Origin of the sequence: Bacillus cereus group sp. BfR-BA-01349 (genome assembly GCF_022663795.1) — a bacterium.
Lineage (GTDB): Bacteria > Bacillota > Bacilli > Bacillales > Bacillaceae_G > Bacillus_A > Bacillus_A cereus.
Map to the genome: position 1 here is coordinate 23,639 of NZ_JAKUGE010000054.1, position 16,185 is coordinate 39,823.

The window sequence follows — 16,185 nt, forward strand, 5'->3', positions numbered from 1 at the left end:
CAAATGAAAGTAAGACTCATTTTATGATCATTATACAGTCTTATCTTTGGGAGGAGGTGAATGGCATGAACAAGACAGATTTAATCAATGCTGTTGCAGAAGCAAGTTCCCTTTCTAAAAAGGACGCAACAAAAGCAGTAGACGCTGTTTTTGATTCTATCTTAGAAGCTTTAAAACAAGGTGATAAAGTACAACTGATCGGATTCGGTAACTTCGAAGTTCGTGAGCGTGCGGCTCGTAAAGGTCGTAACCCACAAACAGGTGAGGAGATTGAAATCGCTGCAAGTAAAGTACCTGCATTCAAACCTGGTAAAGCGTTAAAAGATGCGGTTAAATAATCCTTACATATTAACAGGGAAGAAGAGTTTCCTTTTTGGGAACTCTTCTTTTTGCTTTTAAAAACATAAATATGCTAGAATGTGTTCGTATCACTTTTAGGTTTTCGGGAGGGCTAGCGGATGGCAAAAGTTAATTTAGAACAAATTGAACATGCAGTACGCCTTATTTTAGAGGCGATTGGGGATGACCCAAATCGTGAGGGAGTACTTGATACACCAAAGCGTGTTGCAAAAATGTACGCAGAAGTGTTCTCAGGTATGCATGAAGATCCGAAAGAGCATTTGCATAAAGTATTCGGAGAAGATCACGAAGAGCTTGTACTAGTAAAAGATATACCATTTTATTCGATGTGTGAGCATCATTTAGTTCCATTCTATGGAGTTGCTCACGTTGCATATATTCCGCAAGGTGGAAAGGTGACAGGGTTAAGTAAATTAGCTCGTACCGTAGATACAATTGCACGTCGCCCACAACTGCAAGAACGTATTACATCAACAGTAGCGAACTCTATTATGGAAGTACTAGAGCCTCATGGTGTAATGGTAGTAGTAGAAGCAGAACATATGTGTATGACGATGCGTGGTGTAAAAAAACCAGGTGCGAAAACAGTAACGACAGCAGTGCGTGGTGTGCTTGAAAATGATGCTGCAGCGCGCAGTGAAATTTTATCGTTTATTAAAACGAAGTAAAGAAAAGCGGGAAACTGCTTTTCTTTTTTTTTTTAGTAAATAAATGATATAGTTTTAACTAGACAGAGTGAGATTAGAAAGATTGCTTACATGAATGGTAGGTGTAGCCAAGTTTTGGTTATAGAAAATAGAGTGTATGTGTTATAATAAGTTTTATGAATTAGAAAACAAGGGTGATTTTTTGTGTGTGACATCTACGGAGGGTATGCGGGTATAAAAGAAAAATTGATGGAGAAATTACGCCATCCTTACTTTATAAACTATATTGAAGAACCATTTATTGATGAAGAAAAGATAGCATTGTTATATGGTGCTTTAAAGAGTGCAAACTTACATATAGAACAAATTGAGCATTACGTAGTAACAATTATGCTTGTACAAATTGCGCTTGATACGCATGAAAGGGTATCAAATAAAGCAGGCGAGGAAGAGATTGAATTCCATAAATGTCGTCAATTAACAGTACTTGCAGGCGATTACTATAGTGGACTATATTATTATTTATTGTCTATGAATCGTGATATTGTTTTAATTCGTGCACTTGCTGAAGGAATTAAAGAGATAAATGAACACAAAATTATGTTATACCAAAAAGCGCATGAAACGACGGATGACATAATGAAAAGCGTAGTAGCGATTGAGTCTGCGCTCCTTCAAAAAACATGTGATCATTTTCATTTATCACATTGGAAGCCATTTATTACATACGTATTAGGTGGAAATCGCCTTCAAAAAGAAATTCAATTGTATGCTGATAAGCAACATTCACCTGTTTTTCAAGCTATGCAAGATGCTTTAGGGGATAAAGCAGAAGTAGTGATTAATGGTTGGATGAAGGAATTGAGAAAGAAAGAAAAACAATTTTTAGAAAATCACACAGACATAAATGAAATAAATTCTGTGTTAAGGAATAAATAGAAGACATAAGCAATTTTACATTGGAAGAAGGTACGAGCATGCAACAATCAAAAGAAGAAAGAGTACATGACGTATTTGAAAAGATTTCTGATAAATACGATGTGATGAATTCTGTAATTAGTTTTCAAAGACATAAAGCGTGGCGTAAAGAAACGATGCGAATTATGGATGTACAACCAGGTAGTCAAGCGCTTGATGTATGCTGTGGAACCGCAGATTGGACAATTGCGCTAGCTGGAGCCGTAGGTGAACAAGGAAAGGTTGTTGGCTTAGATTTCAGTGAAAATATGTTATCTGTCGGTAAGCAAAAGGTAGAGGCGTTACAATTAAAACAAGTAGAACTTCTACATGGGAATGCAATGGAACTTCCGTTTGAAGATAATACGTTTGATTATGTGACGATTGGGTTTGGGTTACGTAACGTACCGGATTATATGCACGTATTAAAAGAAATGACACGTGTAGTAAAACCAGGTGGAAAAGTAATCTGTTTAGAAACATCTCAACCAACAATGATTGGTTTTCGACAAGGGTATATTTTATACTTTAAATATATCATGCCGTTATTTGGAAAGATGTTTGCGAAAAGTTATAAAGAATATTCATGGCTTCAAGAATCTGCTAGTACGTTCCCAGGGATGAAAGAATTGGCTCAAATGTTTGAGCAAGCTGGACTTGAACGTGTGCAAGTGAAACCATTTACTTTCGGGGTAGCAGCGATGCATTTAGGTATTAAACCAGAATCAAAATAGAAAAAAGAAGTTTTAGGTTAAGGTGAACAATATGAAGTTACAACTTATGTACTCTTTTTTACGATCGGATATTAATGTGATAGAAAAAGAATTAAAAAAGACAGTCGCTTCTGAACAGCCATTAGTAGAAGAGGCAGCATTACAGCTTATTGAAGCTGGTGGGAAACGAATTCGTCCTGTATTTGTGTTGCTTGCAGGGAAATTTGGAGATTATAAGTTAGATGCGATTAAGCATGTTGCTGTTGCGTTAGAACTTATTCATATGGCTTCTCTTGTTCACGATGATGTTATTGATGCTGCATTTTTACGACGCGGCAGTGCGACTGTGAATGCGAAATGGGGAGATCGTATTGCGATGTATACAGGGGACTATCTGTTCGCTAAGTCTCTTGAATGTATAACAAATATCGAAATTCCAGAGGCGCATCAAGCGTTATCACATACTATTTTAGAAGTCTGTAAAGGTGAAATTGAACAAATTAAAGATAAATACAATTATGACCAAAATTTAAGAACGTATTTAAGAAGAATAAAGCGAAAAACAGCATTATTAATTGCCGCGAGTTGTCAATTGGGAGCGATTGCTGCTGGTGCTAATCGTGATACGGTAAATCGTCTATTTTGGTATGGGTATTTTGTAGGGATGTCTTATCAAATTATTGATGACATTTTAGACTTCGTTTCCACAGAAGAGAAACTTGGAAAACCTGCTGGCGGAGATTTACTACAAGGGAATATTACACTTCCTGCTTTATATGCGATGGAAGATCCAGTACTTCGTCAGAAAATCACATCTGTACATGAAAATTCAACAGCAAGTGAAATGCAAGAAATTATTGATGCTGTAAAAAATAGTACAGCAATTGATCAAGCATTTGCGTTTAGTGAACGTTATTTACATAAAGCTTTAGAAATAATAAAACCACTTCCACGTGGAAAAGCAAAGTACGCATTACAAAATGTTGCAAAGTATATTGGAAAACGAAAATTTTAATGTTTATTCTAAAAAATAAAATAATCTCTCTATTTCAAAACTATTGCACAATTGTGATAAGGGTGATAATATGTGTGTGGGGATATACAATTACATACATAATTCAGAAGTGGAGAGATTTTTTATGGAAAAAACATTTCTAATGGTAAAACCAGACGGTGTACAACGTGCCTTCATTGGGGAAATTGTAGCTCGTTTTGAGAAAAAAGGCTTTCAATTAGTTGGTGCAAAATTAATGCAAGTCACTCCGGAAATTGCTGGACAACACTACGCTGAGCATAAGGAAAAACCTTTCTTTGGTGAGTTAGTAGACTTTATTACATCTGGACCTGTGTTCGCAATGGTATGGCAAGGTGAAGGTGTAGTAGATACAGCGCGTAACATGATGGGGAAAACAAGACCACATGAAGCAGCTCCTGGAACAATTCGTGGAGATTTCGGTGTAACTGTTGCGAAAAACATTATCCATGGTTCTGATTCTTTAGAAAGCGCAGAGCGCGAGATTGCTATTTTCTTTAAAGAAGAAGAATTAGTTGACTACTCAAAATTAATGAATGAATGGATTTACTAATTATTTTGAAATAATTTGTAAACGCTTTAATCACTGTGATAATAGTAAAAAGTGCAAGGAGAATAGGGGTATTCTTCTTGCACTTTTTTTATTTTCAGTTAGTTACGAAGTTTGAGCTGTTATGATATGTTGATATTTAAATTAGGCCTATCGGAAATATAGAATAAGAAAATGGTCGATTTATGATATAATTTCTTTAATATTTTTAGAATGATAAAAGTTAATATAGTGAGATAAATACATATACGAAAAGAGGAATAACGTATGCGATATATTACAGCTGGTGAATCTCATGGTCCACAACTTACAACGATTATAGAAGGTGTTCCGGCAGGATTGTCTTTAGTAGCAGATGATATAAACGAAGAGTTAGCTAGAAGGCAAAAGGGATATGGGCGCGGTAGACGCATGCAAATTGAAACGGATCAAGTGCAAATTTTAAGTGGTGTTAGACATGGAGAAACATTAGGTTCCCCTATTGCACTTGTTGTTGAAAATCGTGATTTTGCACACTGGACAAAAATTATGGGGGCGGAGCCTTTAACTGAGCAAGAAGAAAAAGAGATGAAAAGGAAAGTGACAAAACCAAGGCCTGGGCATGCTGATTTAAATGGTGCGATTAAATATGGTCATAGAGATATGAGGAATGTACTGGAACGCTCGTCAGCGCGCGAAACGACGGTGCGTGTTGCTGCTGGTGCGGTTGCTAAAAAGGTGTTAGCAGAACTTGGTATTAAAGTGGCGGGCCATGTAATTGAAATTGGCGGTGTACAAGCTAAGGAGATTACGTATAGTTCAATTGAAGAATTAAAGAGTATTACAGAAGCATCTCCTGTACGTTGCTTAGATGAAGAAGCTGGTAACCAAATGATGAAAGCAATTGATGATGCGAAAGCAAATGGTGATTCAATCGGTGGAATCGTTGAAGTAAGTGTGGAAGGGATGCCAATTGGAGTAGGTAGCTACGTGCATTATGATCGAAAACTGGATGCGAAATTAGCAGCTGCAATTATGAGTATTAATGCTTTTAAAGGTGTCGAGATTGGAATTGGTTTTGAAGCAGCGCATAGACCAGGAAGTGAAGTTCATGATGAAATTCTGTGGGATGAGGAGCATGGATATACACGAAGAACAAATAATGCAGGTGGACTAGAAGGCGGTATGACGACTGGAATGCCAATTGTTGTGCGCGGTGTGATGAAACCGATACCTACACTTTATAAACCTCTTCAAAGTGTAGATATTGATACGAAAGAGCCTTTTACAGCGAGCATTGAACGTTCAGATAGTTGTGCAGTGCCAGCAGCTAGTGTCGTTGCAGAAGCGGTTGTGGCTTGGGAATTAGCGACAGCTTTAATAGAACAATTCGGATTAGATCGTATGGAACTAATTCGTGAAAATATTGAGAAACATAATGAATATGCGAGGGGATTTTAATGGGAAACATACATATTCAAACGAAATCAAAAGAATATGATGTACATGTTGGTAAAGAAGCGTTGTCAAACTTAACAACGATCGTTCAAAATATGCAGCCAGCGGTATCTAACGTAATGATCATTTCAGATGAAGCTGTTGCATCACTACATTTACAGACAGTTATCGATGCATTACAAGTAGAGCAGCACGTGTTTTCGTTTGTTGTACCAAGTGGCGAAAAGGAGAAGTCTTTCGAAAATTTCTATGCGGCTCATACGTCAGCTCTTGAAAATAAATTAGATAGAAATTCTTTAATTCTTGCACTTGGAGGCGGAATGATTGGAGATTTAGCTGGTTTTGTTGCTGCATCGTTTATGCGTGGTATTCGCTTTGTGCAGGTTCCGACAACTTTATTAGCGCACGATAGCGCAGTGGGTGGGAAAGTCGCGATTAACCATCCGTTAGGTAAAAATATGATTGGTGCATTCCATCAGCCAGAAGCAGTTGTATATCATACACCGTTTTTACAGTCTCTTCCTGAAAAAGAGTGGCGTTCAGGTTATGCAGAGGTGATAAAGCATGCTCTTATCGGTGATGTGGAGCTATACCATTGGTTAAAAGAAGAAGTGCAAACATTAGCGGATCTTCATGATGAGAAGTTAATCCATATATTAACGAAGGCGATTCCTGTAAAGGCAAATGTTGTGTCACAAGATGAAACAGAGAAGGGTGTACGTGCTCATTTGAACTTTGGACATACGTTAGGACATGCTCTTGAAAAAGAGCTAGGGTATGGAAATATTACTCACGGTGACGGTGTAGCGGTTGGAATGTTATTCGCCATATTTTTAAGTGAGCAAGTGTACAAGGTTGATCTTGCTTATGAAGATATGAAGCAGTGGTTCTTGAAATACGGCTATCCAAAAATGCCAAGAGATTTGAATGTAGAGCGCCTCGTTCAATTGATGAAACAAGATAAGAAAGCAAATGCAGGAGCAATTCATATGGTGCTTATGCAGGAATATGGGGTAGTGAATGTCGTATCTATTTCAGATGAGACTGTTCATATTGCGTTAGAGGCATTTCAAAAAGATATGGTTTAAAATGATAGCGAAGTGCTGTGAAGTGCTCATTTAGAGGTATTCTCGTAATAGTGACGGTTATGACAAAAGATTACAGTAAGGGGCTATAACCGTATTGTAATCAAATTGAATGAAATGACTGGGGGAAGAAAAATGAGAGTGAAAGAGCAATTGTTAACTTTGAGAGCGTATGTGCTTGGGAAAAACATTGAAGAAGTAAAAAGAGAATATGGTTTATCAAAAATTGTGAAATTAGCATCCAACGAAAATCCATTCGGTTGTTCAGCACGTGTGACAGAAGCATTAACTTCTTTAGCGAGCCAATATGCCCTTTATCCAGATGGATATGCCTTTGAACTTCGGACAAAAGTAGCGGAACATTTAGGTGTAAAAGCAGAACAACTACTATTTGGTAGTGGATTAGATGAAGTCATTCAAATGATTAGCCGAGCGTTACTACATGAAGGAACAAACGTTGTAATGGCGAAGCCTACGTTTTCACAATATCATCACCATGCTGTTATTGAAGGAGCAGAAGTTCGTGAAGTATCACTTAAAGATGGTATTCACGATTTAGATGCAATGCTAGAGCAAGTAGATGAGAAAACGAAAATTGTATGGATTTGTAATCCGAATAATCCAACAGGTACATATGTTGAGAAACAAAAATTACTTTCATTTTTAGAATCAGTTCCTAAGTCGGCTCTCGTTATTATGGACGAAGCATATTATGAATACGCGGAAGCAGAAGACTATCCGCAAACATTACCACTTCTTGAAAAGTATGAAAATCTTATGGTTTTACGCACGTTTTCAAAAGCATATGGTTTAGCTGCTTTTCGTATCGGATATGCGATTGGGGATGCGAAGTTAATCGGACAGCTAGAAGTAGCTAGGTTACCATTTAATACATCAACTGTAGCCCAATCTGTAGCACTCGCTGCATTAGAAGATCAAGCCTTTTTACAAGATTGTGTGCAAAAGAATGCTGAAGGTTTAAATCAGTATTATGCATTTTGTAAAGAATATAACGTATTCTATTATCCATCTCAAACAAATTTCATTTTCTTAAAACTTGGTATACCGGGTAATGAAGCTTTTGAACGATTAATGAAAAAAGGATATATCGTTCGTTCTGGTGCTGCATTTGGTATCGATGATGGTATTCGTATTACTGTCGGTTTGAAGGAAGAAAATGATGAAATTATAGAGTTGCTGAAAGAGCTTGTAAATGAGCAAGTACAGAAAGAAGAAACATATTCTTAAGAGATTGTGAAGGCTCCTAGTATAGGAGCCTTTTTTATCGCATTCAAAATAAAGGTTGAAGACTGCTAATTAAGTTATTCTGTAAACCACGGTTTGTATGGCTCGATAATTAGTGAGAGAAGTTATTTGCACGGTCATAAAAGAAAGCGGTACAATAGAAGATGATGATAAGGTATCGGTGTCATATCCGAACCTTTTGAACAATTAACTACTCTGTAAGAAGAAGTATAAGAAGAAGCATGCTCATTCTAAAGGTTGCGTTCTAACAGTGAGTTGCTTATGATAAATGAACAGAAGAGAATATTTTTAAGAATTAAAGGAGACGTTTATGCAAAAGTTTGAACAAGCTGTTTCATATATTGAAAATGGTGAAGCGGAAAAAGGATTACAATTATTAAAAGAACAATTAAAAATTGCGAATGATGAAGAGAAGTATGATATCGCTCGTTACTATCATACGCTTGGATTTACAGATGAGGCATTAGCAATTACTGAAGACTTACGTTTACTGTATCCAGAAGAAAGTGAATTCACTGTATTTTTAGCAGAATTATATATTGATCTAGATAAAGAAGATGAAGCGATTGAAGTGCTTCATGATATTCCAGAAAATGACGATTTATATGTTCAATCGTTATTACTTGTTGCAGATTTATTCCAAATGCAAGGTTTTGATGATGTAGCAGAGCAAAAACTATTAAAGGCGAAAGAAATGATGCCTGATGAACCTGTTATTACGTTTGGGTTAGCAGAATTATATAGTAGTAAAGGTGAAGAACAAAAGGCAATTACTTATTATGAATCGCTATTAGCGGAACATAAAGTAATGGGTGGTGTTGTGATCGCACTTCGCCTCGCAGAAACGTTAAGCGCGATCGGAAACTGGGAAGAAGCGATTTCTTATTATGAAGCAGGCCTAGAGGAACAAAAAGATATTCACTCATTATTTGGATATGCCTTTACATTATACCAAGGTGAAGAATATCAGAGAGCAATTGGTGCTTGGCAAGAACTAAAAGAATTAGACCCTGAGTACGCATCACTGTACATGTATTTAGCGAAAAGCTATGAAAAAGAAGGAATGCTTCAAGAAAGCTATGAAACGCTTCATGAAGGAATTAAAGTAGATGAGCTTTCAGTTCCATTTTATGTAGAGTTAGCGAACATTGCGGCGAAATTAGGAAAAATAGTAGAAGCAGAGGAAGTTCTTCAAAAAGCGCTTGAGTTAGATCCAGGGCATTTAGGTGCAACATTAAAATATGCATATATCTTAAAAGAACAAGAAAAGTACGAAGAGTTAATTGCAATTGTAGAGCGTGCTATTGATAGTGGAGAACCAGATACACAACTACTTTGGGATCTTGCGTATGCAAAAAAACAATTAGAAATGTATTCGGATGCATTAAAACACTATGAAAGTGCATATACTTCTTTTAAGAATCATCCAGACTTCTTAGAAGAGTACGGTTATTTCTTATTGGAAGAAGGAAAACGAAAAGAGGCGAAAGAAGTATTTACCCAGTTATTACAACTAGACCCGACACAAATTCATATTGAAGAGTTGTTATATAATTTAGAGGATTTTTCATAAGTTGGAAGGAAACTGAATGCCGCTTCTTGAATCTAAAAAGAAAAGAGAAAGACAGAGGAGGGACTTAATTGCTATGAATACCCCTGTTTCTGTAAACGAGAAGAAGGATTTTGTAAAATGGTTTTTGAATAATTACCAACTGAAACAGCGTGAATGTGTATGGATTCTGAATTATTTAATGAGTCACGACCAATTGATGCATAAAGTCCACTTCGTAGAGCATGCAAAATATTGTCCGCGTGGCTTAGTGATGTCAGCGAATTGTGTGAAAGACACACCGTTTCACTTTTTTAAACAAAATGTTATGACAACAGATGCAGAAAAATCGTTTCATGATATTCGTTTAAATCGAGATGAGGATATTTATATTCAACTCAACTTTAAATCATCGTTTCAAAATGCGAATTATGTAGCTGTATTAGAAGAAAACCCATATCTACCAAAGCATATTGAAGTAAATGAAAAAGATCGTTTACTTGCAGAAAGGTTTTTGGAAGAAAGTGTATTTTCGTTTAGGAGAGAACGCCTTTTGAAACAAATTGATGAAGCGTTAGATAAGCAAGATAAGGAAGCGTTTCATAGATTAACGGCAGAGTTAAAGACTTTATAGAATTTATTTGGATTAATTAATTTTTACAAATTTCAGACTTTTATCAAGAAAAACTACCTATATTGGGTAGTTTTTCTTTTTTTACCTCTTTTAGTGTGGTTTAATATATATAAAGTGAAAGTTCTGTCATTTGTAAGTGAAGGAGGGAAGGGATTTGAAGTGGATTGTAAAAGATGTAGAACAGTTTGAGCAAGCAAGAGAGTATGTTGATACAGGAGTAATACCGCTGTTATCAATTTCGGCAGCAAAAGAAATGAAAATGGTTGTAGAACAAGGCGAATTTATCGAATTGTTGAGCACGGAATTGGAAAGAGAGTATAAAGGAAGAGTGCTTTTACTGCCTGCGTTTACGTATTTGGTAGAAAGTCAAAAGAATGAAAAAGGTCGTTTGCAAGAATGGACAAATCATTTACGAAGTGAAGGTTTTAAGCATATTGCTTATGTTACAAGTGATTTTTCATGGAAAGAGGATATGCAAGAGTTACAGGGAGATTTATTTTGGTTTCCTTCATTAGCGTTAGAACAATTTAGTGATCAAGCAAAAAGAGAAGTTATTCATGCGCATATAAAAAATATAATGGTGATGTTGGAAGAGAAATGGGGAAACTCGCAATAAACAGAAAGTTCTTGTTATTATGAGTAGTATGATATTGACCTGTGCATGAGCGTATTATATCATGATAGTGTCCTAGTTTTTATTTTTTATATAATTTATCACGAGGGGACAATTTCTGATAGAGGGGGGAATTTTTCGTGAGCGACAAAGAACATCGCGTGTCAAGAAGACAATTTTTAAATTACACACTCACAGGGGTAGGAGGCTTTATGGCTGCCGGTATTTTAATGCCGATGACGCGATTTGCGCTTGATCCGGTGTTAAGAAAAGAAGCGGGAACAGATATGGTTGCTGTTGCGCAAGTAAAGGATATTACAACAGAGCCGAAGCGTTTCGATTTTAAAGTGAAGCAGGTTGATGGTTGGTACAAGTCTGAAGAACCAAAATCGGCTTGGGTTCATAAAGATGAAAGCGGAGACATTGTTGCGTTCTCTCCAGTATGTAAACATTTAGGATGTACAGTTAACTGGAATTCGGACAAAGCACATCCGAATCAATTCTTTTGCCCATGTCACGGGGGGCGTTATACAAAAGATGGGATTAACATTAAAGGTACGCCACCCCTTGCTCCGCTTGATGTGTACGAGTCTAAAGTGAAAGATGGAACGCTGTATCTAGGAAAAGCGAAGCCAAGAGGGGGTGCAAAGTAGATGTTAAATAAAATTTATGATTGGGTGGATGAAAGATTGGATATTACACCAATATGGCGTGATATCGCTGATCATGAAGTACCTGAACATGTAAACCCGGCACATCACTTCTCTGCATTCGTCTATTGCTTTGGAGGACTTACCTTTTTCGTTACTGTAATTCAAATTTTATCTGGAATGTTTTTGACGATGTATTATGTGCCTGATATTAAAAATGCTTGGGAATCAGTTTACTATTTACAAAATGAAGTTGCTTATGGGCAAATTGTTCGTGGTATGCACCACTGGGGTGCTAGTCTCGTAATTGTAATGATGTTTTTACATACACTCAGAGTTTTCTTCCAAGGTGCGTATAAAAAGCCCCGTGAGTTAAACTGGATTGTTGGTGTTCTTATTTTCTTTGTTATGTTAGGTCTTGGTTTTACCGGATATTTATTGCCGTGGGATATGAAAGCTTTATTTGCTACAAAAGTAGGGATTCAAATTGCAGAGCAAACACCGCTCATTGGTCCTTGTATTAAAACATTACTCGCTGGTCATTCCGAAATTGTTGGCGCTCAAACATTAACTCGCTTCTTTGCTATTCACGTCTTCTTCTTACCAGCAGCACTTCTAGGTTTAATGGCCTTCCACTTCATCATGATTCGCAAACAAGGTATTTCCGGTCCACTATAAGAGATTGCTAAATTAAAGGGGAAAGAACAAAAGGAGGGAGATTATGCATCGCGGCAAAGGGATGAAGTTTGTAGGAGATTCTCGGGTACCAGTAGCTCGGAAACCAAATATTCCAAAAGACTATTCTGAATACCCAGGGAAAACAGAAGCATTTTGGCCGAACTTCTTGTTAAAAGAATGGATGGTTGGTGCAGTTTTTTTAATCGGTTATTTATGTTTAACAGTGGCGCATCCGTCGCCGCTTGAGAGAATGGCGGACCCAACTGATGCTGGATATATACCACTTCCAGATTGGTATTTCTTATTCTTGTATCAGTTATTAAAGTATTCTTATGCTTCCGGTTCATTTACTGTAATTGGAGCATTTATTATGCCAGGGATTGCGTTTGGAGCATTACTGTTAGCTCCATTTCTTGATCGAGGTCCAGAAAGACGTCCATTGAAGCGTCCTGTGGCAACGGGATTTATGCTTTTAGCAATTGCATCGATTATTTTTTTAACTTGGGAATCTGTAGCACACCACGACTGGGAAGCTGCAAAAAAACAAGGAGCAATTGTAAAAACAGCGCCAGTTGATAAAAATGATGATGGCTATAAATTAATGCAAAAAAATACTTGTTTAACATGTCATGGTGACAATTTACAGGGCGGGGCAGCAGCACCGGCACTGCAAAACTTAACTTTAAAGCCAGAAGAAATTGCTAAAATTGCGAAAGAGGGAAAAGGTTCAATGCCTAAAGGTGTATTTAAAGGTACGGATGAGGAACTGAAGAAGCTTTCGGAATTCGTTGCAAAGTATAATAAAAAATAATAAAAAGCTGACTACAAAATTTGTAGTCAGCTTTTCTATTTAGTTGGATGAAGTTTGTTATAATAGAGTAGGATTTAATGAATGAATTACTTTGCTTGAAAGGTGTTGGACATACGGATTGGTGTACTTGTATGCAATGTTAAGACAACGCTCGGTATTATTATTTTTATTAATTGTTAACATATTAGGTACAATTTACGGATTTATATGGTACGGAAATCAATTGAAAGAAACGTCACCTATATTTTGGCCGTTTGTACCAGATAGTCCTATGGCGAGTCTCTTTTTTGTCTTTGTTTTAATTGCTTTTTTGGCAAAGAGAAACTGGGGATTAATAGAAGCGTTAGCGATTGTAACTTTAATAAAATATGGTATTTGGGCTGTTGTTGTAAACGGGATTATGATTTACGTAAAAGGGCCTATTGGCCTTATGGGCTACATGTTAATGCTTTCGCACTTTGCGATGGCAGTACAAGGATTTTTATATGCTCCATTCTATCGTATAAAAAAATGGCATTTTATAGTAGCAGCTGTGTGGACGTTGCATAACGATGCAATTGATTATTTATTTTGGCAAATGCCGCGATATGGAATTATGCATTTGTTTGTAGAGGAAATTGGTTATTTTACGTTTTGGTTAAGTATTGCTGTACTATGTATTACATATTATTGTTGCTTACGTGAGCAAAGGAAACAATTTTCTTTATGATGGTTAGAACATTTAGGGGGAGAACATGGAGAAAAATAAGAGTGGTACAAAAATATTGGATCGATTGATTACTTTAGTTGTTTCATATAGCATAGCATTTTCTATTTTTGCACTCGCAACAACGGCAGTTGTGTATGGAAAATGGCTGTATTATTTTGAAATTGATTTTTTAAATATTCCTGATTTAGCGGATATGACGAAGGATGAAATTAAAAGAAATTACGATGTGCTTATTACATATTTATCCCCGTTTTATGACGGAGCATTACATTTGCCAACATTAGATATGTCCACAAATGGCCGTATTCATTTTGTAGATGTTAAAAATATTTTAGTAAAGATTCAATATGTGATGTATGCGACAATTATGATTGCAGTGATAGGCGGAATTTATTTATTAAAAAAGAAAAATGAAAAGTTTTTACTGCATGGATCGATTTTAACAATCATTTTTCCGATAGCGCTTATGTTACCAATTGCTATTAATTTTGAAAAGAGTTTTGTATTATTCCATAAACTTTTATTTAGTAATGATTATTGGGTTTTTGATCCTGAAAAAGATCCAATTATATTAATGTTACCAGAAGAGTTCTTTATGCATGCTGCGTGTGCTATTTTATTATTCATTTTAGGTGGTAGTATACTTTGTTACAGTTTATATCGATATTTCGTAAAAAAGAAAAGGATGTCACAGAAAAAATTCTCTGCTTAAAGAGAATTTTTTTCTTTGTAAAATGATAATATATTTTTCGGTCTAGTTCTGTTCTATTCTTGTCCAAATTAACATATTTTGTACTAGTAGTTATAGGGGGGACCGGGATGAAGAGAACATTAATTGGATTGATAGCATTTCTAATTATAATGTTTCCGTTACGTATATATGCTGAAGAGTGGAATGAGCTAACAGGGTTGTTAGACGACTCGTTACAGTTAGTGAAGCGTAATGAAGATGAAAAAGCGGTACAAGTATTACAACATTTCTCGGAGCAATTTTTAATAAAGGGGAATGAAAAGAAGCAGGAAGTAACACCAGATCAAGTTAGAGTTATTTCTTTAGCTTACGATAAGGCGCAACAATCGCTCTCTGAAGAAGGTTTAGGTAAGCAAGCTAAAATTGATAATGTGCTGGCATTACAACTTGCTGTTGATGCACAAGTATCGAAATATCAACCACTTTGGATGGAAAGAGAAAGGAAAGTAATGGATGCCTTTTCTCAAATGGAAAAAGCGATGGAAAAAGAAGATGCTGGGCAGTTTCAACAAACGTTAAATACGTTTTTAAATGAATTCAATATTATTTATCCAAGCTTAATGATTGCTTTGCCAGAAAACGAGGTTCAGCGTGTAAATGTTCATTTATCTTATTTAGATGAATTTCGTAACGTTATGTTAAAAACGAAAGGCGGCCAAATGCAATTAGGGATTATTAAAGGGGATTTGCAAAAGATATTTCACACAGTAAAAAAAGATGAAATTGCACCCTCTCTCATTTGGTTTATGACAATTACTGGGGGACTTATTTTATTCACATTAACTTATGTTGGATGGAGAAAGTATAAAGGAGAGAGAGAAAAAAGAAAAAGTAATGTACATTCTAAAAATAGATAATGCAATAAATAAAGATATGGATTGTAAGGTTTATTCATTGACAATAGTGGCAGAAGAAAATAGAATGAGAAGTACTATAATTAAAACTTCAATGGAGGTTCATGATGTTTTATTTAATTTACTTCGCGATCATAATGATCATACCGTTGTATGCACAGTCAAGAGTACGTAGTGCCTATAGCAAGTATTCACAAGTTTATTCAACATCAGGTATGACAGGAGCGGAAGTGGCTCGAAAAATTTTAGATGAAAATGGATTATACAACGTAGCTGTAGAAGAAACACCAGGTCATTTATCAGACCATTATGATCCAACCGCTAAGACGGTTCGATTATCAACAGATAACTATTATGGACATTCAGTTGCTGGTACAGCAGTTGCAGCACACGAAGTAGGACACGCAATTCAAGATGCAAAAGATTATAAATTTATGCGCGTTCGTCATTCGTTAGTGCCAGTTGCAAACTTTGGTTCGAATATGTCTTGGATTTTCGTCCTAATCGGTATATTTGCACAAATGTCTGGTTTGTTGTTATTAGGTATCATTTTAATGGCAGCAGGTGTTGTGTTCCAGCTCGTTACATTGCCAGTTGAGTTTGATGCGTCAAAGCGCGCAATGCAACAAATTGAAGCGTTAGGTATTGTATCAACAGATGAATATGGGCAAGCTCGTAAAGTATTAAATGCGGCAGCATTAACATATGTAGCAGCTGCAGCTGTAGCGGTATTTGAATTATTACGTCTCGTATTAATGTATACTGGTATGCAGCGTAGCGACGACTAAAGACTATCAATTTTGAAGTGCACCCCAATTGTTAGACACATAACTAACAATTGGAGGTGCATTTTTTATGGCTAAATTTTCTTCAAAAGATAAAATAAAA

Annotated in this window: 19 protein-coding genes; all 19 read left to right on the top strand. The window is 36.2% G+C overall.

Annotated elements, in window-relative coordinates:
• Positions 1 to 65: 65 nt before the first annotated feature.
• The 19 genes from MR169_RS23285 to MR169_RS23375 all read left to right on the top strand — a co-directional run bounded on the left by MR169_RS23285 (position 66) and on the right by MR169_RS23375 (position 16,085).
• Positions 66 to 338: an HU family DNA-binding protein gene (locus MR169_RS23285; RefSeq protein WP_001043860.1), complete on the top strand. Its 273-nt coding sequence runs from the start codon at positions 66 to 68 to the stop codon at positions 336 to 338.
• 120 nt (positions 339 to 458) lie between these two features.
• Complete coding sequence (gene folE, locus MR169_RS23290; protein ID WP_001151482.1) at positions 459 to 1,028, top strand: GTP cyclohydrolase I FolE; 570 nt, start codon at positions 459 to 461, stop codon at positions 1,026 to 1,028.
• 183 nt (positions 1,029 to 1,211) lie between these two features.
• Positions 1,212 to 1,946, top strand: a complete 735-nt coding sequence (locus MR169_RS23295) for a heptaprenyl diphosphate synthase component 1 (protein WP_000332850.1) — start codon at positions 1,212 to 1,214, stop codon at positions 1,944 to 1,946.
• Between the two features lie 38 nt (positions 1,947 to 1,984).
• On the top strand, positions 1,985 to 2,698 hold the full coding sequence (menG, locus tag MR169_RS23300; RefSeq protein WP_001187674.1) for a 2-heptaprenyl-1,4-naphthoquinone methyltransferase: 714 nt from the start codon (positions 1,985 to 1,987) through the stop codon (positions 2,696 to 2,698).
• Between the two features lie 31 nt (positions 2,699 to 2,729).
• Complete coding sequence (gene hepT / locus MR169_RS23305) at positions 2,730 to 3,692, top strand: heptaprenyl diphosphate synthase component II (protein ID WP_000776077.1); 963 nt, start codon at positions 2,730 to 2,732, stop codon at positions 3,690 to 3,692.
• Positions 3,693 to 3,816: 124 nt separating this feature from the next.
• Complete coding sequence (ndk, locus tag MR169_RS23310) at positions 3,817 to 4,263, top strand: nucleoside-diphosphate kinase (protein WP_000415883.1); 447 nt, start codon at positions 3,817 to 3,819, stop codon at positions 4,261 to 4,263.
• A 264-nt stretch (positions 4,264 to 4,527) separates the two neighbouring features.
• A complete protein-coding gene (gene aroC / locus MR169_RS23315; RefSeq protein WP_242320103.1) occupies positions 4,528 to 5,700 on the top strand; it encodes a chorismate synthase in 1,173 nt (390 codons plus the stop codon).
• Entirely contained in the window at positions 5,700 to 6,785 is a 1,086-nt protein-coding gene (gene aroB / locus MR169_RS23320) for a 3-dehydroquinate synthase (protein ID WP_000526812.1), read from the top strand. The genes aroC and aroB overlap by 1 nt, the downstream gene beginning before the upstream one ends.
• A 132-nt stretch (positions 6,786 to 6,917) precedes the next feature.
• Entirely contained in the window at positions 6,918 to 8,030 is a 1,113-nt protein-coding gene (gene hisC, locus MR169_RS23325) for a histidinol-phosphate transaminase (protein ID WP_242320104.1), read from the top strand.
• A gap of 328 nt (positions 8,031 to 8,358) precedes the next feature.
• On the top strand, positions 8,359 to 9,621 hold the full coding sequence (locus MR169_RS23330) for a tetratricopeptide repeat protein (protein ID WP_001168671.1): 1,263 nt from the start codon (positions 8,359 to 8,361) through the stop codon (positions 9,619 to 9,621).
• A 73-nt stretch (positions 9,622 to 9,694) separates the two neighbouring features.
• A complete protein-coding gene (locus MR169_RS23335) occupies positions 9,695 to 10,231 on the top strand; it encodes a ReoY family proteolytic degradation factor (protein ID WP_001095925.1) in 537 nt (178 codons plus the stop codon).
• A 154-nt stretch (positions 10,232 to 10,385) separates the two neighbouring features.
• Positions 10,386 to 10,847, top strand: a complete 462-nt coding sequence (locus tag MR169_RS23340; protein WP_000871314.1) for a YpiF family protein — start codon at positions 10,386 to 10,388, stop codon at positions 10,845 to 10,847.
• A 137-nt stretch (positions 10,848 to 10,984) separates the two neighbouring features.
• Positions 10,985 to 11,497 carry a menaquinol-cytochrome c reductase iron-sulfur subunit gene (gene qcrA / locus MR169_RS23345; RefSeq protein ID WP_001280593.1) on the top strand — a complete coding sequence of 171 codons (513 nt, stop codon included), beginning with the start codon at positions 10,985 to 10,987 and terminating at the stop codon, positions 11,495 to 11,497.
• Positions 11,498 to 12,172 (top strand): menaquinol-cytochrome c reductase cytochrome b subunit, encoded by a 675-nt coding sequence (gene qcrB, locus MR169_RS23350; protein WP_242320105.1) that lies wholly within the window; start codon positions 11,498 to 11,500, stop codon positions 12,170 to 12,172.
• A 43-nt stretch (positions 12,173 to 12,215) separates the two neighbouring features.
• Positions 12,216 to 12,983: a menaquinol-cytochrome c reductase cytochrome b/c subunit gene (gene qcrC / locus MR169_RS23355; RefSeq protein ID WP_000554603.1), complete on the top strand. Its 768-nt coding sequence runs from the start codon at positions 12,216 to 12,218 to the stop codon at positions 12,981 to 12,983.
• Positions 12,984 to 13,101: 118 nt separating this feature from the next.
• Positions 13,102 to 13,692 carry a lipoprotein heptaprenylglyceryl N-acetyltransferase LhaT gene (gene lhaT, locus MR169_RS23360; RefSeq protein ID WP_025967075.1) on the top strand — a complete coding sequence of 197 codons (591 nt, stop codon included), beginning with the start codon at positions 13,102 to 13,104 and terminating at the stop codon, positions 13,690 to 13,692.
• 25 nt (positions 13,693 to 13,717) lie between these two features.
• Positions 13,718 to 14,404 carry a lipoprotein intramolecular transacylase Lit gene (gene lit / locus MR169_RS23365; protein WP_000414377.1) on the top strand — a complete coding sequence of 229 codons (687 nt, stop codon included), beginning with the start codon at positions 13,718 to 13,720 and terminating at the stop codon, positions 14,402 to 14,404.
• 107 nt (positions 14,405 to 14,511) lie between these two features.
• Entirely contained in the window at positions 14,512 to 15,300 is a 789-nt protein-coding gene (gene ypjB, locus MR169_RS23370; protein ID WP_000831584.1) for a sporulation protein YpjB, read from the top strand.
• 101 nt (positions 15,301 to 15,401) lie between these two features.
• A complete protein-coding gene (locus MR169_RS23375) occupies positions 15,402 to 16,085 on the top strand; it encodes a zinc metallopeptidase (RefSeq protein WP_058839490.1) in 684 nt (227 codons plus the stop codon).
• The last annotated feature ends 100 nt before the right edge of the window (positions 16,086 to 16,185 follow it).